Source organism: Aquitalea sp. FJL05 (assembly GCF_003852595.1).
GTDB lineage: Bacteria > Pseudomonadota > Gammaproteobacteria > Burkholderiales > Chromobacteriaceae > Aquitalea > Aquitalea aquatilis.
In genome coordinates this window covers 109480-127637 of sequence record NZ_QAJS01000013.1, presented here as the reverse complement: position 1 = coordinate 127637, position 18158 = coordinate 109480, and the positions used below count along the sequence as shown (strand labels likewise).

20 protein-coding genes are annotated in these 18158 nt (G+C 63.7%); 10 read left to right on the top strand and 10 right to left on the bottom strand.

Translation table 11 applies throughout. The features are described 5' to 3' along the window. Positions 1-60: 60 nt before the first annotated feature. From DBR44_RS12270 to DBR44_RS12240, 7 genes are all read left to right on the top strand, one after another. The gene (locus tag DBR44_RS12270; protein ID WP_124644319.1) at positions 61-786 is read left to right on the top strand and encodes a YebC/PmpR family DNA-binding transcriptional regulator; all 726 of its coding nucleotides are present in this window, start codon (positions 61-63) and stop codon (positions 784-786) included. Positions 787-954: 168 nt separating this feature from the next. Continuing rightward, entirely contained in the window at positions 955-2250 is a 1296-nt protein-coding gene (locus tag DBR44_RS12265) for an aminopeptidase P N-terminal domain-containing protein (RefSeq protein ID WP_124644318.1), read from the top strand. Between the two features lie 2 nt (positions 2251-2252). Continuing rightward, a complete protein-coding gene (locus DBR44_RS12260; RefSeq protein WP_124644317.1) occupies positions 2253-3449 on the top strand; it encodes an FAD-dependent oxidoreductase in 1197 nt (398 codons plus the stop codon). 10 nt (positions 3450-3459) lie between these two features. Continuing rightward, positions 3460-4608, top strand: a complete 1149-nt coding sequence (locus DBR44_RS12255) for a UbiH/UbiF family hydroxylase (protein ID WP_124644316.1) — start codon at positions 3460-3462, stop codon at positions 4606-4608. 15 nt (positions 4609-4623) lie between these two features. Then, positions 4624-5361: a DsbC family protein gene (locus DBR44_RS12250; RefSeq protein WP_124644315.1), complete on the top strand. Its 738-nt coding sequence runs from the start codon at positions 4624-4626 to the stop codon at positions 5359-5361. A 27-nt stretch (positions 5362-5388) separates the two neighbouring features. After that, positions 5389-6180 carry a hypothetical protein gene (locus tag DBR44_RS12245; protein WP_124644314.1) on the top strand — a complete coding sequence of 264 codons (792 nt, stop codon included), beginning with the start codon at positions 5389-5391 and terminating at the stop codon, positions 6178-6180. Between the two features lie 161 nt (positions 6181-6341). Further along, positions 6342-6602, top strand: a complete 261-nt coding sequence (locus DBR44_RS12240) for an acyl-CoA-binding protein (protein WP_124644313.1) — start codon at positions 6342-6344, stop codon at positions 6600-6602. Here DBR44_RS12240 and DBR44_RS12235 read toward each other — a convergent pair. Genes DBR44_RS12235 through phnG form a run of 8 tightly spaced genes read right to left on the bottom strand, consistent with a single transcriptional unit; the run spans position 6566 to position 12846 of the window. Continuing rightward, a complete protein-coding gene (locus tag DBR44_RS12235) occupies positions 6566-7237 on the bottom strand; it encodes a phosphonate degradation HD-domain oxygenase (RefSeq protein WP_124644312.1) in 672 nt (223 codons plus the stop codon). The two genes, DBR44_RS12240 and DBR44_RS12235, sit on opposite strands and share 37 nt — an antisense overlap. After that, positions 7237-8385: an alpha-D-ribose 1-methylphosphonate 5-triphosphate diphosphatase gene (locus tag DBR44_RS12230; RefSeq protein WP_124644311.1), complete on the bottom strand. Its 1149-nt coding sequence runs from the start codon at positions 8383-8385 to the stop codon at positions 7237-7239. The genes DBR44_RS12235 and DBR44_RS12230 overlap by 1 nt, the downstream gene beginning before the upstream one ends. Before the next feature lie 23 nt (positions 8386-8408). Further along, the gene (gene phnL, locus DBR44_RS12225; protein ID WP_124644310.1) at positions 8409-9110 is read right to left on the bottom strand and encodes a phosphonate C-P lyase system protein PhnL; all 702 of its coding nucleotides are present in this window, start codon (positions 9108-9110) and stop codon (positions 8409-8411) included. A 4-nt stretch (positions 9111-9114) separates the two neighbouring features. Then, on the bottom strand, positions 9115-9888 hold the full coding sequence (phnK, locus tag DBR44_RS12220; RefSeq protein WP_124644309.1) for a phosphonate C-P lyase system protein PhnK: 774 nt from the start codon (positions 9886-9888) through the stop codon (positions 9115-9117). Further along, the gene (locus tag DBR44_RS12215) at positions 9885-10739 is read right to left on the bottom strand and encodes an alpha-D-ribose 1-methylphosphonate 5-phosphate C-P-lyase PhnJ (RefSeq protein WP_124644308.1); all 855 of its coding nucleotides are present in this window, start codon (positions 10737-10739) and stop codon (positions 9885-9887) included. Before DBR44_RS12215 ends, phnK begins: the two co-directional genes overlap by 4 nt. Beyond that, the gene (locus tag DBR44_RS12210) at positions 10732-11829 is read right to left on the bottom strand and encodes a carbon-phosphorus lyase complex subunit PhnI (protein WP_124644307.1); all 1098 of its coding nucleotides are present in this window, start codon (positions 11827-11829) and stop codon (positions 10732-10734) included. Before DBR44_RS12210 ends, DBR44_RS12215 begins: the two co-directional genes overlap by 8 nt. A 1-nt stretch (position 11830) precedes the next feature. After that, a complete protein-coding gene (gene phnH, locus DBR44_RS12205; RefSeq protein ID WP_199731038.1) occupies positions 11831-12409 on the bottom strand; it encodes a phosphonate C-P lyase system protein PhnH in 579 nt (192 codons plus the stop codon). Then, a complete protein-coding gene (gene phnG, locus DBR44_RS12200; protein WP_124644306.1) occupies positions 12406-12846 on the bottom strand; it encodes a phosphonate C-P lyase system protein PhnG in 441 nt (146 codons plus the stop codon). The genes phnH and phnG overlap by 4 nt, the downstream gene beginning before the upstream one ends. Positions 12847-13006: 160 nt before the next feature. Here phnG and phnF point away from each other — a divergent pair, with 160 nt between their 5' ends. The 3 genes from phnF to phnN are packed head-to-tail and all read left to right on the top strand — an operon-like array spanning position 13007 to position 14953. Further along, the gene (gene phnF, locus DBR44_RS12195) at positions 13007-13729 is read left to right on the top strand and encodes a phosphonate metabolism transcriptional regulator PhnF (protein WP_124644305.1); all 723 of its coding nucleotides are present in this window, start codon (positions 13007-13009) and stop codon (positions 13727-13729) included. Continuing rightward, a complete protein-coding gene (locus tag DBR44_RS12190) occupies positions 13729-14415 on the top strand; it encodes a DUF1045 domain-containing protein (protein ID WP_124644304.1) in 687 nt (228 codons plus the stop codon). Before phnF ends, DBR44_RS12190 begins: the two co-directional genes overlap by 1 nt. Beyond that, positions 14405-14953, top strand: coding sequence for a phosphonate metabolism protein/1,5-bisphosphokinase (PRPP-forming) PhnN (gene phnN / locus DBR44_RS12185; RefSeq protein WP_124644303.1), 549 nt, complete (start codon positions 14405-14407; stop codon positions 14951-14953). Before DBR44_RS12190 ends, phnN begins: the two co-directional genes overlap by 11 nt. A 78-nt stretch (positions 14954-15031) precedes the next feature. Here the strand turns inward: phnN and ald are convergent, their stop codons facing one another. Together ald and DBR44_RS12175 are read right to left on the bottom strand one after the other, a co-directional pair. Continuing rightward, the gene (gene ald / locus DBR44_RS12180; RefSeq protein WP_124644302.1) at positions 15032-16153 is read right to left on the bottom strand and encodes an alanine dehydrogenase; all 1122 of its coding nucleotides are present in this window, start codon (positions 16151-16153) and stop codon (positions 15032-15034) included. A 362-nt stretch (positions 16154-16515) separates the two neighbouring features. Then, complete coding sequence (locus tag DBR44_RS12175; protein WP_124644301.1) at positions 16516-18117, bottom strand: sensor domain-containing diguanylate cyclase; 1602 nt, start codon at positions 18115-18117, stop codon at positions 16516-16518. Positions 18118-18158: the final 41 nt, after the last annotated feature.

The window sequence follows — 18158 nt, the reverse complement described above, 5'->3', positions numbered from 1 at the left end:
AGCGGCCAACTTTTCTGGCATTAAACCGGCCCGGTCGGGCCACACGAGATTGAGGCAATTATGGCAGGTCATAGCAAATGGGCTAACATCCAGCACCGCAAGGGTCGTCAGGATGCCAAGCGCGGCAAGATCTTCACCCGTCTGATCAAGGAAATCACCGTTGCTGCCAAGATGGGCGGCGGCGATGTCAACATGAACCCGCGCCTGCGGCTGGCAGTGGACAAGGCCAAGGCCGAATCCATGCCCAAGGACAATATCGATAACGCCATCAAGCGCGGCACCGGCCAGCTGGAAGGCGTTGACTATGTTGAATGCCGTTACGAAGGCTACGGCATCGGCGGTGCTGCCGTGATGGTGGACTGCCTGACCGACAACAAGACCCGTACCGTGGCCGATGTGCGTCATGCCTTCTCCAAGTACGGCGGCAATATGGGTACCGACGGCTGCGTGGCCTTCCAGTTCAGCCATTGCGGTTTCCTGGTGTTTGCACCGGGTGTGGACGAAGACGCACTGATGGAAGCTGCGCTGGAGTGCGGTGCCGAAGACGTGATCACCAATGACGACGGTTCCATCGAGGTGATTACCGGCCCCTACGAATTCAGCGATGTGAAACAGGCGCTGGAAGACAAGGGTTTCAAGGCGGAAATGGGCGAAGTCACCATGAAGCCGCAAAACGAAACCGAACTGGCCGGCGAAGACGCCATGCGCATGCAAAAGCTGCTGGATGCGCTGGAAGACCTGGACGACGTACAGGACGTGTACACCTCGGCCACGCTGCTGGACTGATCGGCCGCTGCTGTCACTGCAAGGCTTGCCTGCCGGCAAGCCTTTTTCATGTCCGTCATTTGCCGCGCATCAGCATCAGCATCAGCATCGGCAGCCGCGCTGCCACAGTGTAAACTTCAGCCATGCCGGCGTTGTGCGCCGGCTCACCATCCTGCGAAAGAATCTTCCATGTACCAGAGCCATGCCGAGCGTCGCCGCCGCCTGATGCTGCAGATGGGGGAGGGCATTGCCATTCTGCCCACCGCGCCCGAAGCGGTGCGCAATGCCGACAACCACTATCCCTATCGCGCCGACAGCCATTTCCTCTACCTGACCGGTTTTGCCGAACCGGAAGCCGTGCTGGTGCTGGATGCTGCCCTGGGCAAGTCCATTTTGTTCTGCCGTGAAAAGAATATTGAGCGCGAGGTGTGGGAGGGTTTCCGCTTCGGGCCGGATGGTGCCCGCGAAGCCTTTGGCTTTGACGAAGCCTACCCGCTGGCCGAACTGGACCTGCGTCTGCCCGACCTGCTCAGCGGTCAACAGGCGCTGTGGTGGAATGTCGGCCGTGATGCGGCTTTTGACGTGCGCGTCAACGGCTGGCTGGAAAGTGTGCGCCAGCGCTATCGCAGTGGCGAGCAGCCGCCGGCGCTCTATCACGACCTGCGCTGGCCGCTGGATGAGATGCGCATGGTCAAGGACGCTGGCGAACGTGCCATGCTGCGCCGTGCCGGCCAGGTGTCCGCGCAGGGCCATCTGCAAGCCATGCGTACCACGCGACCGGGCATGATGGAATACCAGGTGGAAGCGGAAATCCTCCACACCTTTATCCGCCACGGTGCGCGCTATCCTGCCTATGAAAGCATTGTTGCCGGCGGTGCCAATGCCTGCACCCTGCACTATGCCGCCAATAATGCGCGGCTGAACGATGGCGAGCTGTTGCTGATTGACGCCGGTTGCGAGCTGAACGGCTATGCTGGCGACATTACCCGTACCATTCCGGTCAATGGCAAGTTCAGTGCTGCCCAGCGTGATGTGTATGAAATCGTGCTGGCGGCGGAACTGGCCGGCATCGCTGCGGTCAAGCCTGATGCGCTGTGGAATGCCCCTGGCGACGCCGCGCTCAAGGTGCTGGTGCAAGGCATGCTGGATTTGCAGCTGCTGACCGGCACGGTGGATGGCGTGATCGAATCCGGCGCCTTCCGCCAGTTCTACATGCATGGCATCGGCCACATGATCGGCCTGGACGTGCATGATGTCGGCCAGCGCAAGCTTGGCGGCCAGTGGCGCAGCTACCAGCCCGGCATGTGCACCACCATCGAACCCGGTCTGTATATCCGCCCGGCCGATAATGTCCCCGCTGCCTTGCACAATATCGGCATCCGCATCGAGGACGATGTGCTGGTGACCGCAGATGGCCGCGAGGTGTATACCGCCGACGTACCCAAAGAAATCGACGAAATTGAAATACTGATGCAGGGCGTCTGAACATGAAAGCTACAGACAAGCAAACTGGTCTCCCGTGTGGCCACGATGGCGGCGAGCATGCCGACATCATCATTGTGGGTGGTGGGCCGGTGGGCGCGCTGGCCGCGCTGCGTTTTGCCGCAGCAGGTCGCCGCGTACTGCTGGTGGAGGCAAGGGCCAAGGATGCGCCGCTGACCGACGCGCGCGCACTGGCCTTGTCCTGGCATAGCCGGACGGCGCTGGCCGCAGCGGGTGCCTGGCCGGATGATTTGCCGGCCAGCGTCATCGACACCGTCCATGTATCGCAACAAGGCGCATTTGGCCGTACCCGGCTGGACTGCGCCGACCTGAAACTGCCGCACCTGGGCGTGGTGGTGGATTACCCGGCGCTGACGCTGGCCATCAATGCCCAGCTGGAGCAGGCCGGCGTGCAGGTCTGGTGGCAAACCCGCGTTGAAGCGGTGAACAGCCTGGGCTGCTATGCCTCGGTGAAAACCAGCGGCGTGCATGGCGACATCAGCCTGACGGCCCGGCTGGTGGTGCTGGCCGAGGGCGGTGCGCTGGCTGACAGCCTGCCCGGCATCAAGCGGCTGGTGCACGATTATCAGCAGTGCGCGGTACTGGCCGAGGTCACCACCGAACAGCCGCCGGCCGGCATTGCCTATGAACGATTTTCACGGCAGGGGCCGTTTGCCCTGTTGCCGCATGGCGACCACTACATGCTGGTGTGGACCCGCAGCCACGACGATGCCAAAGCCCTGCAACAAGCGCCTGACGAACAGGTGATGGCCGAGCTGCAGCAGGCGTTTGGCGAGCGCCAGGGCAAGGTACTGGCCATTGGCCCGCGTGCCAGTTTTCCGCTGGCACTGCGCCAGGTCAACCGCGTCAGCAGCGGCCGGGTGGTCTTGATTGGCAATGCGGCGCAGACCATGCATCCGGTGGCGGCGCAGGGCTTGAATCTGGGCCTGCGCGATGCTCTCGGCCTGGCCGATGCACTGGAAGGCATCCGCGATCCGGGCGATGCCGCAGCGCTGGCAGTCTATGCCGCCAGCCGCAAGCTGGACAGCCATGCCGTGGTCGGCTTTACCCATGGGCTGATCAAACTGTTTGACGGCGACTCCACCCTGGTCAGCGCCCTGCGCGGAGCCGGCATGAGCGCGCTGGACAGCGTACCGCCGCTGCGACGCGCCTTTGCCCGCCATCTGGTATTCGGGCTATAGAAAGCACTTCATGACACAGTACGACGTGATCATCGTGGGCGGCGGGCTGGTGGGTGCCAGCCTGGCGCTGGCGCTGGCCGACAGCGGCAAGAAAATTGCCCTGCTGGAAGGATCAGCCGCCCGCTTTGATGATCTGGAACAGGGCTGGGATGCGCGCATCTACGCCGTCAGCCCGCTCAACCGCCGTTTTCTGGAACAACTGCAGGCCTGGCCGGACATGGCGCGCATCGGCACCATCGCCAGCATGGATGTGCGCGGCGATGCCGGCGGCCGCATCCAGTTTGCCGCCAGCGATGCCGGTGCCAGTGCGCTGGCCTGGATTGTGGAAAACCGCTGGCTGCTGGCCAGCCTGTGGCAGCGGCTGGCCAGCAGCAGCGTCGACTGCTTCACCGGCGTGCGGCCGCTGGCCCTGGATACCACGGCCACTACTGCCAGCCTGAGCCTGGACGATGGCCGTGTGCTGCAGGCCAGTCTGGTGGTGGGCGCGGACGGTGCCAATTCCTGGGTGCGCCAGCAAACCGGCCTTGCCGCCAGCATCAAGCCTTATGGCCAAAGCGGCGTGGTGGCCAATTTTGCCTGTGAAAAACCGCATGGCGATATCGCCCGCCAATGGTTTACCGGTGACAGCATTCTGGCCTGGCTACCGATGGCGGGTAATCGCATTTCCATGGTGTGGTCCAGCCCGCGTCCGGATGAGCTGATGGCGCTTTCCGGCGAGCAGCTGTGCGCCCGGGTAGCGGCAGCCGGCAATCACCAGCTGGGCCATCTGAGCCTGCTCGGTCCGGCCGCTGCTTTTCCCTTACGCCTGATCCAGCCCGCAGCCGTGGTAAGCCAGCGGCTGGCACTGGTGGGAGATGCTGCCCACACCGTGCACCCGCTGGCCGGGCAGGGGGTCAACCTGGGCTTTCAGGACGCCGCCCAGCTGGCCGCGATGCTGGCCAGTGCCAGCGATGCCGGCGACTGGATGCTGCTGCGCCGCTACGAGCGCTCCCGCCGCGAAGCGGTGAAAACCATGCAGTTTACCTGTGACAGCCTGTATCGGCTGTTTCACACCGAACACCTGCCGGGATTGTCCTGGTTGCGCAATACCGGCCTGACGCTTACCAACCGGCTGACACCGCTGAAGCGGCAGTTTGCCCGTCATGCCATTGGCTTCTGAACCCAAGGAATCTGAATGAAAACCACCGTAAAAGCCCTGGCGCTGGCCGCCTCCATGCTGCTTAGCCTGACCGCCTGCAATGCCAATGCCACCCCCAATGGCAGCGAGCAGGTGAAAAAAGCCTTCAGCACCCGCTTCCCCACCCGTGAAGTGCTGAGCGTGAGCGAAACCCCGGTCAAGGGCGTGTATGAGGTGGTGGTGAAGGGCAAGCAGATCGTGTATACCGACGCCGAGGCCAAATACCTGTTTGTCGGTGACCTGATCGATACCGAAGCCAAGTCCAGCCTGACTGAAAAGAAAATGGCCGAGCTTAACCGCGTCGACTTCAACAAGCTGCCGTTCAAATACGCCATCAAGGAAGTGCGCGGCAACGGTTCCCGCAAGCTGGCGGTGTTCACCGATCCGGACTGCCCGTACTGCAAGCAGCTGGAGCGCGAAAGCCTGCCGGACATCACCAATGTCACCATTTACACCTTCCTCTATCCGCTGGCCCAGCTGCACCCGGATGCCCCGCGCAAGGCACGCCAGATCTGGTGCTCCAAGGACCGTCTGGCTACCTGGACCGCGTTCATGCGCGATGGCAAGGAACTCACCGGCACCGACAAGTGCGATACCAGCGCGCTGGACAAGATCGAAGCCATGGGTGATGAACTGGGCATTTCCGGCACGCCGGGCCTGATCTTTGCCAATGGCCGGCTGGTGCCGGGTGCCATTGCCAAGGACGACATCGAAAAACTGCTGGATGCCAAGTAAAGCTCATCGCGGAGTGTGGCCCGTTTCATGAAGCTGCCCGCCGGCATGCGCTGGATGCCGGCCCAGTGGCGCTGGGCCGCACTGTCGGAAGGCGACCGCTTGCTACTGGTGCTGAGCCTGTCGCTGCTGCTGCACCTGCCCTTGTTCATGCGGCTGACGCATGAAGGCAGTCTGCGCGGGCAGCCGCAAGCCATGTCGGTGCGGCTGGGGCAGGCAGCGCGGCAGGCCGTGCCACCACCGCAAGCCAGCAAGCCGGCTAGCGTGGCCAGGCTGGTCATCCAGCCGCCACCAGCGCCTCGCCATCGGGCCCAGCTCTTGCTGGCAGCCGCCGCCAAGACGCGGCTGGCGCATGCGGCCAGCGCTGCCGTGGCCAGTCCAGCCACGCCACCGTCTGCCACGCCATCGCAGCTTGCAACACCTCAGCCACCCCTGTCAGACGCTAGCCCGATGCTGGCAGCCAGCCCTGCCAGCGCGTCCCTGGACGATGCTGCCGAGGCGCAGCAGCTGGGACTGGATTTTTACTATGCCGCGCGCCAGCTGGATGTGCTGGCGCTGGAGCAGCTGCCTATCCAGCTGGTCGAGCCTTATGGCCTGGGCATGGACGATGTCGAGGTAAGCTTGCGGGTGTATATCAACGAGCAAGGCGGGGTGGATGCGGTACAGCTGGTGTCGGCGCGGCCGGCCGGGGTCGAGGGGCCGTTGCTGGAAGTGTTCCGTCAGGCGAAGTTTTATCCGGCGATCCGCGATGGTCATCCGGTCAAGAGTTTCAAGGTGATCCGCATCGGCCCGCAAAGCGATGGTGCGATGCCGGGCGACTGAGGGCCTGCGCAGCTCAAGCAGCAGGGCCTGTTTCGTGCTAAATTCAGCCATCCCGGCACAGCCGGGAAGCGGGCCGGCAGCGCAAGGCAGCCGCCCGTGCCATGACAGCGGAACATACCGCTCTTGTTATCTGATCACGAAGTAATCACGAAGGAAGAAGCATGTCTGATCTGAATGCACTGTTCACCCAGGCCCAGGCCGACGTTACCTCGCTGTCCGAGCGTCCGGACAACCAGACCCTGCTGCAGCTGTATGCGCTGTACAAGCAGGCCAGCGAAGGCGATGTCAGCGGCGAGCGCCCGGGCATGATGGACTTCATCAACCGCGCCAAGCACGATGCCTGGGACAAGCTCAAGGGCATGTCCAGCGATGAAGCCAAGCAAGGCTATATCGACGTGGTACAAAAGCTGCTGGCTGAATAACAGCCGCTGCTGTCCGCACCGCCAGCCAGGCTGGCGTGTGATAGAAAAACCGCTGTAACCCTTACCGGGCAGCGGTTTTTCATGCGCTGCGCAGCCAGATGCGCTGCCATGACGGGCCACAGCCATTCCACTTGTTGCAACTGCCAGCCGCCATCCTTGGCGGCTTCATCCAGCCTGCGCAGCAGCAGGATGTCGTGCAGGTCCGGCTGCCGGGCGAATGCCTCCACCTCGGCGGCGCTCATCGGGCCGCCCTGATAAGCCAGGGTGGCGCTGCTGGCGCTGGACAGCTGTTGCAGATAGGTCGGGTCGATGGCGCACAGATAGCGCTTGGCCGCCACATGCATGCCCACCAGCCGGGCGACTCTGGCGGAGAAGCCCAGCTCCAGCAGGTAGTCTGCCCCCAGCCGGTCGTGTGCCTGCACGCCGTACTCACCCATGGCGGTGGCTCCGTCGTGTTCCAGCAGATGGCCGACATCGTGCAGCAAGGCAGCCAGTTGCATCTCCTCGTCACAGCCCCAGTCGCGCGCCAGCGTGGCGGCCTGGATGGCATGGTCGGCCTGGGTAATGGCCTCGCCATAGTGCTGCTGGCCGTGTTCTTGCAGCAGGCGGCGCAGGGTGGCGATGGTATCCGGCATCAGAATACCCTCCGTCCAGCATTCCACACCTGCTGTACCAGCGGTACTTCGGGGTGGCGGCGTACCTGTAGCAGGTCGGCACGCAAGCCGACGGCGATCCGGCCCCGGTCGCTCAGCCCCACGGCCTGCGCCGGATTGTGGCTGACGGTGGCAATGGCCTGCGGCAAGCTCCAGCCGGCCTGTGCCACCAGCAAATACGCGGCGTGCAGCAGGCTGGCCGGCACGTAGTCGGAGGACAGGATGTCCAGCAGGCCGTGTTGCGCCAGCTCCAGCGCGGCGACATTGCCGGAGTGCGAGCCGCCACGCACCACATTGGGTGCGCCCATCACCGTGTGCAAGCCATGCTGGCGCGCGGCCTGGGCGGCTTCGCGCGTGGTGGGGAATTCGGAAATCGCCACGCCGTCCAGCACGGCCTCGCTGATGTGGGACAGGTCGGTATCGTCGTGGCTGGCCAGTGGAATGCCATGCTGGCGCGCCAGTTGCACTACGGCCTGCTTGTGCTGGCCGGCATAGCGCTGCTGCATGCGCTGGCGCTCGCTGACTGCTTCCAGGAAGGTCTGTTCATTCCAGCCAACCTTTTTCTTGCCGTAGTACTTCTTGTATTGCTCGATATCGCGATACTGGCGCTGGCCCGGGGTGTGGTCCATCACCGACACCAGGCGCACGGCGGGATGGCTGATCAGCGGCGTCAATTCTTCCAGCAGGCCGGGGTAGGCCAGTTCGCAGCGCAGGTGGAACAGGTGGCTGGCGCGGAATACGCCTTGCTCCATGCCCAGGTTGATGGCGGCAAAGGCGGTGTGCAGGGTATCGAGCCGTACACTTTCGCCTTCGAGATCGCCCACCGCCAACGCGTCGAATACCGTGGTGATGCCGGCAGCCGCACACTGGGCATCGTGGGTGACCACCGCCGGCAGCATAGGCCAGAGCACGCCGTTGCGCGGCATCAGGTGTTTTTCCAGATTGTCGGTATGGATTTCCACCAGGCCGGGTAGCAGATCGTCGCCGTGGAGGTCTTCACAAGCAGGTGTCGCTGGCGGCAGTGGCTGTTCATGCACGGCGCTGATCAGGCCGTTGTCGATTTCCAGCGCGCCACGCTCGATGATGCGGTCGGCCAGGATCAGGCGGGCATTGTTGAGTATGTGTTTCATCGGGCTTCTTTCGCAATCGGGGCTCAGGCGCACAGGGCGGGGGCCAGCGGTACATCGAAAATGCGGCTGGCGACGGCGGCGCGGGTGTCTTCATCGTGGAAAATGCCCACCAGTGCCGCACCGCGCTGGCGTGCTTCCCGCATCAGCTCGACCACGACGGCGCGATTGGCCGCATCCAGCGAGGCGGTTGGTTCATCCAGCAGCAGGATGGGGCGGGGAGCGATCATGCCGCGGGCGATATTCACCCGCTGCTGCTCGCCGCCGGAAAAGGTGGCCGGTGGCAGCTGCCACAGCCGTTCGCCGATATTCAGCCGCGCCAGCCATTCGCCTGCCTGCTGCTGGGCTTGCTGCACCGAGTAGCCCCATTCCAGCAGCGGTTCGGCCACGATATCCAGTGCCGACACCCGCGGAATCACCCGCAGGAACTGGCTGACATAGCCCAGGGTGTGGCGGCGCACCGCGGCAATTTCATGCGGCCGGGCGGTGGTCATGTCTACCCAGCTGCCCTGGTGCTGGATGCGGATGCTGCCAGCCTGTACCAGGTAGTTGGCATAGAGCGCCTTGAGCAGGGTGCTTTTGCCGGCACCGGATGGGCCGGTCAGCGCCACGCATTCGCCCGCCGCCACTTGCAGCGAGACAGCGGCCAGCACCGGTAAGGCCAGCCCATCCTGCTGGTGCAGGACAAAGGTTTTGCTCAGCTGTTGAGCATCAATCAGTAGCTTCATGATTTCAGGCCTGCAAAATGGAAGACACCAGCAACTGGCTGTAGGGGTGTTGCGGATCATCCAGAATCTGGTCGGTCAGCCCGGCTTCCACCACCCGGCCCTGTTGCATCACCAGCGTGCGTTGGGCCAGCAGCCGCGCCACGCCCAGATCGTGCGTCACCATGATGACGGCGATGCCGGTATCGTGAACCAGCCGGCGCAGCAGGTCGAGAAAGCGCGCTTGTACCGAGACATCCAGTCCGCCGGTGGGTTCATCCATGAACACCAGGCGCGGCTGGGTGACCAGATTGCGGGCGATCTGCAGCCTTTGTTGCATGCCGCCGGAAAAGGCCGTGGGGCGGTCGTCCAGCCGCTCGCGGCTGATTTCCACTTTTTCCAGCCACTGGGCGGCGGTTTCGCGCAGCTGGCCGTAATGGCGCTGGCCCAGCGCCATCAGCCGTTCGCTGACATTGGCCCCGGCCGATACATTCATGCGCAGGCCATCGCGGGCGTGCTGGGTAACAAAGCCCCACTCGCTGCGTGCCAGCCGGCGGCGCTCGGCCTCAGCCAGGGTGGTCAGTTCATGGCTGCTGCCAGCGCGATCGTGAAAGCGCACGCTGCCGGCGTCCGCACTCAGGCGGCCGGCCAGGGTGGACAGCAGGGTGGATTTGCCCGAGCCGGATTCACCGACAATGCACAGCACCTCGCCCTCGTACAGTTCGAAATCAATATCAAAGCAGCCTTGCCCGTTGCCATAGTCCTTGGCCAGGCCGCTCACGCTCAGTACTGGCTGGCTCATGCCTTGCCCTCCTGCTGTTGCTGGCAGTAATCGGTATCGGAGCAGACAAACATCCTGGCTCCAGCATCGTCGGTGATGATTTCATCCAGATAGCTGTCATGGCTGCCGCACAGGGCGCAGGCCTGCTCCCAGCGCTGCACGGTGAAGGGATGGTCATCAAACGCCAGGCTTTCCACCCGGGTATGGGGCGGAATGGCATACAGCCGCTTTTCCCGGCCGGCACCAAACAGCATCAGGGCCGGGCTCAGGTGCAGCTTGGGGTTGTCGAATTTCGGAATGGGCGAAGGCGATGTCAGGTAACGCTCATTGACCATGACCGGGTAGTCGTAGCTGGTGGAAATATGGCCGAAGCGGGCGATGTCTTCGTACAGCTTGACGTGCATCAGCCCGTACTCCTGGTGGGCATGCAGCTTGCGGGTTTCCACCTCGCTGGCTTCCAACGTGCGCAGCGCTTCCGGCTCCGGCACCTGGAACACCATGATCTGCCCCGGCCGCAGCGGGGTTTCCGGTATGCGGTGACGGCTCTGGATCAGGCTGGCTGCCGCCGTGCTGCTGGTGGTGGCCGCGCCGGTGACGCGGGCGAAGAAGCGGCGGATGTTGACGGCATTGGTGGTGTCATCCGCGCCCTGGTCGATCACCTTGAGCACATCATCCTGGCCGATGATGCTGGCGGTCAGCTGGATGCCGCCGGTACCCCAGCCATAGGGCAGCGGCATTTCCCGGCTGCCGAACGGCACCTGGTAGCCGGGAATGGCCACCGCCTTGAGCAAGGCACGGCGCAGCATGCGCTTGGTGTTTTCATCGAGAAAAGCAAAATTGTATTGCCATTGGCTATGACAGGCTTCAGTCATGGGCGGCCTCTTGAGGAGAGGATGGGGTGGCCTGGGCGCGCAGGGTGCGGATCAGCGACAGCTCGGCCTGGAAGTCGACGTAATGCGGCAGCTTGAGATGCTGGACAAAGCCGGAGGCTTCCACATTGTCGCTGTGATACAGCACGAATTCCTGCTGCTGGGCCGGGGCATGGGCAGCTTCTCCCAGTTCTTCCGCGCGCAGGCTGCGGTCCACCAGCGCCATGGCCATGGCCTTGCGTTCGGCCTCGCCAAAACTCAGGCCATAGCCACGGGTGAATTGCGGCGGGGCGGTCTTGCTGCCGGCAAACTGGTTGATCATCTGGCATTCGGTCAGGGTGATTTCGCCGATGTCGATGTCGAAGCCCAGCTCTTCCGGGCAAACACTGACACTGACTTCACCCATGCGGATTTCACCGGCAAAGGGGTGGCTTTCGGCATAGCCACGCTGGGTGGAGTAAGCCAGGCCCAGCAGCCAGCCCTCATCTCCACGCGCCAGGTTTTGCAGGCGGGTGGCGCGGTCGGCCGGGAACATCAGCGGCTGGCGGGTGAGGTCGGCCGGTTCCGGGTCGCCGGGCAAGGGTTGCTCGGCTTCGATCAGCCCTTCGGCTGCCAGCACCTCCAGCACGCTGGGCAGTGGCTGCGGTACGCCGCTATCGGCCAGGGCGCAGGGCGGCACATCGCTGCCATGGCCCAGCGAGAAGTCCAGCAGGCGCTGGGTGTAATCGGCGGTGGGGCCAAGTATCTGGCCGCCCGGCACATCCTTGAAGGTGCCGGACACGCGGCGGCGTACCCGCATGGCGGCGGTATCCAGCGGCTTGCTGCTGGCAAAGCGTGGCAGGGTGGTACGGAAGGCGCGCAGCAGGAAGACCGCTTCCACGGTGTCGCCGGCGGCCTGCTTCAGGGCCAGTGCGGCCAGTTCTTCGTCGTAGAGCGAACCTTCCTGCATCACCCTGGCCACGGCCAGGCGCAGCTGCTGGCGGATTTGCCCGAGGCTCAGTTCTGCCAGTGCGCTGTCACCGCGCCGTGCGGCGGCCAGCAAGTCCCAGGAGCGGGCAATGGCGGTTTCGCCACCTTTTACGGCTACATACATGTCAACCCTCCTGTACCACGGTGCTGTGCGGCAGGCCGGCCAGCTGGGTGGCGGAAAGCAGCAGTACATCCACGCCCAGCGGGAAACGGGCATGGTTGGCCTGCCATTGCGTCCAGAACGCTGGCGGCAATCCTGTTGCGCCAAAACGGCGCGGGCTGGCGAAGCCGGGGCCGCTGGCTTCCACCTGTTGCGGGGCAAAGTCGTCCACTTCCAGCAGTACGGTGGCGGAGCGGTCCGGGTATTCCGGGCTGCCGGCGCGCAGGCTGGACAAGGGCGGCAGTGCGCTGCCGGCTGGCAGCAGGATGAAATCGGCCTGTTCCGGCGTGTCCGCCAAGCGCAGTGCGCAATGAAAGCGCAGGCTGGCCAGCGTGGCCTCAGGCAGGGTTGGTGCCCATAGCGTCACATCCTGATCGATCAGGGTGTAGAGCAGCGCGCTGGTGGACGGCTTGAGCCCCGGCAGTGCCGGTGGCAGGCAGGGCAGGGTGCGCGGCAGCAGTGGCTCGGCCAGCGCCGACAGGGCGCAGCGGAATACCTGCTGGCAGTCCTGCACCATATTGTCGAAAGCTTGTTGCAGCATCATTCCCCCCTGACCATGGTAAAGAACTCGACCTTGCTGGCCGCTGCGGCACGGGCGCTCTGTTCGCGCCGCGCTGCCAGTTCCTGTTGCAGCGGCTGCAGCAGCTGTGCCTGCAGTGACGGGTAGTGTTGCGGGTTTTGCAGCAGCGCATCGGCCTGGGCAATCAGCTCGGCATGCTCGCCATCGCTGCCGCGTACCCAGCCATGCCCCAGCCAGCCGGCGATCTGGCAGCTGGCGCGGGTGACGCTGATTTCACCCAGATTGAAGCGGCTGCCGCTGCCACCGCTGCGGCCTTGCAACATCACCAGGCCGGTCTGGGCGCGCCGTAGCCAGCTGATGTCGCCAGCTGGCGGCAGATGCTGGTGCAGCAGTTCGGCCAGCCGTGGTGCCGGGCTGTGCGCCAGCAGGCTGAGCCAGTGTTGTCTTGTCTTGGTTTCCATGTGGGTGGTGAACCTGTGCTGGTTTCAAGAAAAATTCATATAAACGTATAGACGACTGCATGATAATAGCGGCAGTCGATAAGTGAACAGCACGCCAGCGTGAAGTTTTTGTGAAGCTTGGATTGCGCCGCTAGACCTGTTGCGGTGCCGGAGAAAAAAGATGATTGAACGCGGTTCGGGGGTGGCGGTATGGCGTCAGATCGAAAACAGTCTGGCCGAGGAAATTGCCTGCGGCCAGCTGCAGGCCGGTGAGCAACTACCCACCGAGCTGCAGCTGGCGGAGCGCTTTCGCGTCAACCGCCATACCATACGGCGGGCTGTGGCCACGCTGGTGGAGCGCGGCCTGCTGCGGGTGGAGCAGGGGCGCGGCACTTTTGTGCAGGACAATGCCATCGACTACGCCATCAGCAAGCGCACGCGCTTTTCACAGAATATGGCCAGGCAGAATCGCAGTTCGGACATCGACGTGGTGGCCAGTGACAACCTGCCAGCCAATGCCGAGCTTGCCGAGCTGCTGGGGGTGAATGTGGGCGACACGCTGTTTCGCATCAAGACGCTGAGCCGGGTGGAAAGCCGGGTGGTGGACTGCTCCACCATGTTCTTCCCAGCTGCGCGTTTTCCCGATCTGCCGGCCATCTACCAGCAGCAGCGCTCGGTCACCCTTACCCTGCAGCACTTCGGCATCCAGGACTACACCCGGCGCTTTACCCGGGTGACGGCGCGGCTGCCGGACAGCGAGGTGGTGGACTATCTGGGCATTCCCAAGAATCGCCCGGTGCTGCATGTCAAATCGCTGAATGTCGATCCCGATGGCCAGCCGGTGCAGTACGGCATCACCTGTTTCAATGGTGATCTGGTGCAGCTGGTGATGGAGGATCAGTGATGCGCTACGCCGTTTACCTGGCACCTGCCACCGACAGCCGCTGGTGGCAGGCAGGCTGCAGCTGGCTGGGCCATGATGCCGCGCGCGATGTGGCGGTGATGCAGCCGGCGCTCGCCGGCATCAGTGCCGAACGTCTGGCGCTGCTTACCCGCACGCCAGCACGCTATGGCTGGCATGCCACCCTGAAAGCGCCGTTTATACCGGCAACCCATGTCAGCGAAGCCATGCTGTTGCAGCAGTTGCTGGCGCTGGCACAGCGTTTCCAGCCTTTCAGCCTGCCCTTGCAACCGGTCATGCTGGGCGATTTTCTGGCCCTGCGCCCGTCTGCCCCCTGCGCCATGCTGGATGAGCTGGCCAGCAGCTGCGTGGTGGCACTGGATGGACTGGCCGACCGGCAGCAAGCACTGCGACCACGGCCGGGCCTGAGCGAGCGTCAGCAGCAGTTACAGCAACGCTGGGGCTATCCCTATGTGTTCGAGCAATATCGCTGCCACTTCACCCTGAGCGATACGCTGGCCGATGCCGCCGAGGCACAGCAGTTGTTGCACGCTGCCGAGCGCCATTTTGCCGGCCTGCCACCGCTGCTGGTGGACCGGCTGGCCTTGTTTGTCGAGCCGCAGCCGGCAAGTCCCCTGCGCTATCTGGCGAGCTGCACCTTTGCGGGAGAGCTGCTACATGTCGGCTGAACCGGGGAGGCTGTGGTATGTGATGGGGCCGTCGGCGGCAGGCAAGGACAGTGTGCTGGCCTATGTGCGGCAGCAGTTGCCAGCGACGGCCGGTGTGGTGTTCGCCCACCGCTATATCACGCGCGCGGCGGATGCCGGCGGCGAGAACCATATCGCGCTGAGTGGTGAGGAATTCCGTCAACGCCAGGCCAGTGGCTGCTTTGCCCTGTGCTGGCAACGCCATGGCCTGGATTATGCACTGGGGCTGGAGGTGCAAAGCTGGCTGGCGAGCGGGCTGGATGTGGTAGTCAATGGTTCGCGTGCCACCTTGCCCCAGGCGCGGGCGGTGTTTCCCTCGCTGCAGCCGCTGTGGATTACCGCCAGCGCGGCGGTCAGGGCTGCCCGGCTGGCCGCGCGCGGACGGGAGACGCCGCAGCAGATTGCCGCCCGCCTGCGCGAGGCCGATGCCTATCAGCCGCCACAGGACTGTATCGTATTGCAGAATGACGGCGCGCTTGCGCAGGCCGGCGCACGGCTGCTGTCCTTGCTGCAGGCTTGAAGAAGATGCGACAAGGCCGGCCTGCGCCATGATTCTGGCGTGGGCCGGCCTTGTCAGCAGCGAGCAGTCTGACGGGAATCAGGCTGTCTTGATGGCTTCCACCGGATCGACATAGTGGTAGCCCAGATCATCGGCCACCGCCTTGTAGGTGATCTTGCCATGGCACACATTCAGGCCATTGCGCAGATGGGCATTGTCCAGCAGGGCCTGCCGCCAGCCCTTGTTGGCCAGTTCCAGCGTGAAGGGCAGGGTGGCGTTGTTCAGCGCCTGGGTGGAGGTACGGGCCACGCCGCCCGGCATATTGGCCACGCAGTAGTGCACGATGCCATCCACCACGTAGATCGGGTCCTGATGGGTGGTGGCGCGGCTGGTTTCGAAACAGCCGCCCTGGTCGATGGCCACATCCACCAGCACCGCGCCCGGTTTCATATTGCCCAGCATGGCGCGGGTAACCAGCTTGGGTGCGGCGGCCCCCGGAATCAGTACCGCACCGACTACCATATCGGCTTCGCGGATGGATTCGTCGATATTGGCGGTATTGGACACCAGGGTCTTGATGCGGCCGCCAAACACCATGTCGATTTCTTTCAGGCGGGGTAAGGACTTGTCCAGAATGGTGACATCCGCGCCCAACCCGGCGGCCATGCGCGCCGCATTCAGGCCAACCACACCCCCACCGATCACCACCACGCGGGCCGGTGCCACGCCCGGCACGCCGCCCAGCAGCACGCCACGGCCGCCCTGGGCTTTTTCCAGGGCATGCGCGCCGGCCTGAATGGCCATGCGGCCGGCCACTTCCGACATCGGTGCCAGCAAGGGCAGGCCGCCGCGCTCGTCGGTGACGGTTTCGTAGGCAATGGCCACCGCGCCGGATTCGGTCAGCAGCTTGGTCTGCTCCGGGTCCGGTGCCAGATGCAGATAGGTAAACAGGATCTGGCCGGGGCGCAGCATGCGGCACTCCACCGGCTGCGGTTCTTTCACTTTCACCACCATCTCGGCCTTTGAAAATACTTCTTCTGCCGAAGAAGCTATCGAGGCCCCGGACTGGATGTACTGCTCGTCGGTAAAACCGATGGCCAGCCCGGCCTGGGTCTGCACCAGCACCTTGTGGCCGTGCGCAACCAGTTCGCGCACGCCGGCAGGGGTGAGACCCACACGATACTCGTGGTTTTTGATTTCCTTTGGAACACCGATCAACATTACCGTCTCCTTCTGTTATTGGATGGAAGCAACAGCAAACGTCTTGGGCAGGTAGCCGGGCGACCTGTTGGCGACAGGCGGCCTGCTCGGTCAAGCAGCGATGACAAGACTTGTCATCCGGACGGCAGCGCGCTGGCATTCTGCACGTGCAATGGCGTGGCCAGTGGCTGGCCGGCGTCCGATCCCGTGGCGGGATGATTTGTAGTATATGGAGGCGGCGACAGGGGTATTCACTGTAGTTTTTCGCTACAACAGCGTTATTTGCCGGATATTTCTGATTGCTGGTGAGAAAACATCGAAAATGCAGGGCGGCCGGATTGGTTTGATCATGGTCAAATATCGGCGTGCCGGCCGCGCTGGCCCTAGTTGCGCATGAAGCAGTTGCCACCGGCATGTTTGGCCAGATACATCGCCTGGTCCGCCTCCTGCAGCAGCGAATCCGGTGTGCTCTCAGCGGTGGCCAGGGTCAGGCCAATGGAAATGCCCAGCTGGAATTCCTCCGCGCCAATGCGCAGCGGCGGCTGCATGGCGGCGAGGCATTTCTCCGCCACGATGCGGGCAACCTCCCTGGCCTGTCCGTCCAGATCACACAGCAGCAGTACAAACTCGTCGCCGCCGATGCGCGCCAGGGTATCGGTTTCGCGCAGCACCGCTTGCAGCCTGCTGGTGACCATGCGCAAGGCCTCATCGCCGGCATCATGCCCCTGGCTGTCGTTGATGTGCTTGAAACCGTCCAGATCCATGAACAGCAGCGCCACGTGCTTGCCGTGGCGGCGTGACTGCGCCAGCGCCAGCTTCAGCCGGTCGGCCAGCAGCAGGCGATTGGGCAGCCCGGTCAGGGTGTCGTGGTGGGCGATGCGTTCCAGCTGGGCCTGCTGTTCGTGCAGCTTGCGCAGCAGCCGGTTAAAGGCGGCGATGAAGTGGCCCACTTCGTCATTGCGGCGGATGGTCAGCGGCACCAGCGGCAATTCGCCGCGTGTCATGCGTTCGGCGTCGGCGGCTGCATGAAACAGCGGCCGTAACACGTAATACATGCAGGCCGATGCCAGCAGGGCAAACAGGATGGTGGCGATGATGGCCCCGTGGATGGCGAAGGTTTGTACATGGCCCACGGTGGCGAAGGCTTCGCTGCTGGGCAGCCGTGCCACCACAAACCAGCCGCTGCTGGGCACCGAAACAATGGCGGCCACTTCTTCCTGGCCTGCGGCATTGGTGGTGATGCCGCTGCCGCGATAACCCGCCATGGCTCGGTCATGCAGCGGGTTGATGCCGCTGGCGGGCAGCTTTTGCAAGCTCATGCCCTTTTGCGAGGAGGCCACGTAGATATTGTCGCGTGGCGAAACCAGCAGAAAACCACCGCTGTCATGGCCTATCTGGGCTTTTTGCAGCAGATCGAGAAAGCCGGCGGATGCCAGCGGGGTGATGCCGGCCAGTACGCCCACCACCTGCATGTCGCGATTGAAAACCGGCGCTGCCATCGGCAACACCGGAACACCCAGGGCATGACCCATCACCGGGCGGCCGATATAGCTGTTGCCCTGCAAGGCGGCCCTGATGTAGTCGCGCTCGATATAGCTGCGCTGCATGCGGCCGGGTGCCACCGGGTAATCGGCCACGGCCCGGCCGTGCAGATCGGCCACGAACAGGCCGCCGGAAAACAGGCTCTGGTACTGGTATTGCTGGCGCAGCCACTGGCGCAGCTGTTCTGGCTGCTGCAGCAGCTGTTGCGGCAGGTCGCTGGCGAGGTGGGTCAGCACGCTCTGGCGCTGGCTGATCTTGTCATCGATATCGTGTGCCACATAGCTGGCCAGTGCCAGCTGCTGGTCTTGCACCACCATGCTGAGGTCCTGGCGCAGGAAATGGCTTAGTGCGTAGTAGCGTGCCAGCGAGCCGATACACACCAGGCAGACGACCAGTATCAGCAAGCGGGTGATGATGCTGTCAAAGATGCGACGCAGGGTCATTGGAGCAGCTTCGAGGTCCGTTGATTTTATGCTTGCAGTGT

Coding starts and splice junctions, on each gene's coding strand:
- DBR44_RS12265 (WP_124644318.1), top strand. CDS start 955: ATGTACCAGAGCCATGCCGAGCGTCGCCGCCGCCTGATGCTGCAGATG.
- DBR44_RS12250 (WP_124644315.1), top strand. CDS start 4,624: ATGAAAACCACCGTAAAAGCCCTGGCGCTGGCCGCCTCCATGCTGCTT.
- phnK (WP_124644309.1), bottom strand. CDS start 9,888: ATGAGCCAGCCAGTACTGAGCGTGAGCGGCCTGGCCAAGGACTATGGC.
- phnH (WP_199731038.1), bottom strand. CDS start 12,409: ATGATGCTGCAACAAGCTTTCGACAATATGGTGCAGGACTGCCAGCAG.
- DBR44_RS12260 (WP_124644317.1), top strand. CDS start 2,253: ATGAAAGCTACAGACAAGCAAACTGGTCTCCCGTGTGGCCACGATGGC.
- DBR44_RS12240 (WP_124644313.1), top strand. CDS start 6,342: ATGTCTGATCTGAATGCACTGTTCACCCAGGCCCAGGCCGACGTTACC.
- DBR44_RS12235 (WP_124644312.1), bottom strand. CDS start 7,237: ATGCCGGATACCATCGCCACCCTGCGCCGCCTGCTGCAAGAACACGGC.
- DBR44_RS12175 (WP_124644301.1), bottom strand. CDS start 18,117: ATGACCCTGCGTCGCATCTTTGACAGCATCATCACCCGCTTGCTGATA.
- phnF (WP_124644305.1), top strand. CDS start 13,007: ATGATTGAACGCGGTTCGGGGGTGGCGGTATGGCGTCAGATCGAAAAC.
- phnN (WP_124644303.1), top strand. CDS start 14,405: ATGTCGGCTGAACCGGGGAGGCTGTGGTATGTGATGGGGCCGTCGGCG.
- ald (WP_124644302.1), bottom strand. CDS start 16,153: ATGTTGATCGGTGTTCCAAAGGAAATCAAAAACCACGAGTATCGTGTG.
- DBR44_RS12245 (WP_124644314.1), top strand. CDS start 5,389: ATGAAGCTGCCCGCCGGCATGCGCTGGATGCCGGCCCAGTGGCGCTGG.
- DBR44_RS12255 (WP_124644316.1), top strand. CDS start 3,460: ATGACACAGTACGACGTGATCATCGTGGGCGGCGGGCTGGTGGGTGCC.
- DBR44_RS12215 (WP_124644308.1), bottom strand. CDS start 10,739: ATGACTGAAGCCTGTCATAGCCAATGGCAATACAATTTTGCTTTTCTC.
- phnL (WP_124644310.1), bottom strand. CDS start 9,110: ATGAAGCTACTGATTGATGCTCAACAGCTGAGCAAAACCTTTGTCCTG.
- DBR44_RS12230 (WP_124644311.1), bottom strand. CDS start 8,385: ATGAAACACATACTCAACAATGCCCGCCTGATCCTGGCCGACCGCATC.
- phnG (WP_124644306.1), bottom strand. CDS start 12,846: ATGGAAACCAAGACAAGACAACACTGGCTCAGCCTGCTGGCGCACAGC.
- DBR44_RS12190 (WP_124644304.1), top strand. CDS start 13,729: ATGCGCTACGCCGTTTACCTGGCACCTGCCACCGACAGCCGCTGGTGG.
- DBR44_RS12210 (WP_124644307.1), bottom strand. CDS start 11,829: ATGTATGTAGCCGTAAAAGGTGGCGAAACCGCCATTGCCCGCTCCTGG.
- DBR44_RS12270 (WP_124644319.1), top strand. CDS start 61: ATGGCAGGTCATAGCAAATGGGCTAACATCCAGCACCGCAAGGGTCGT.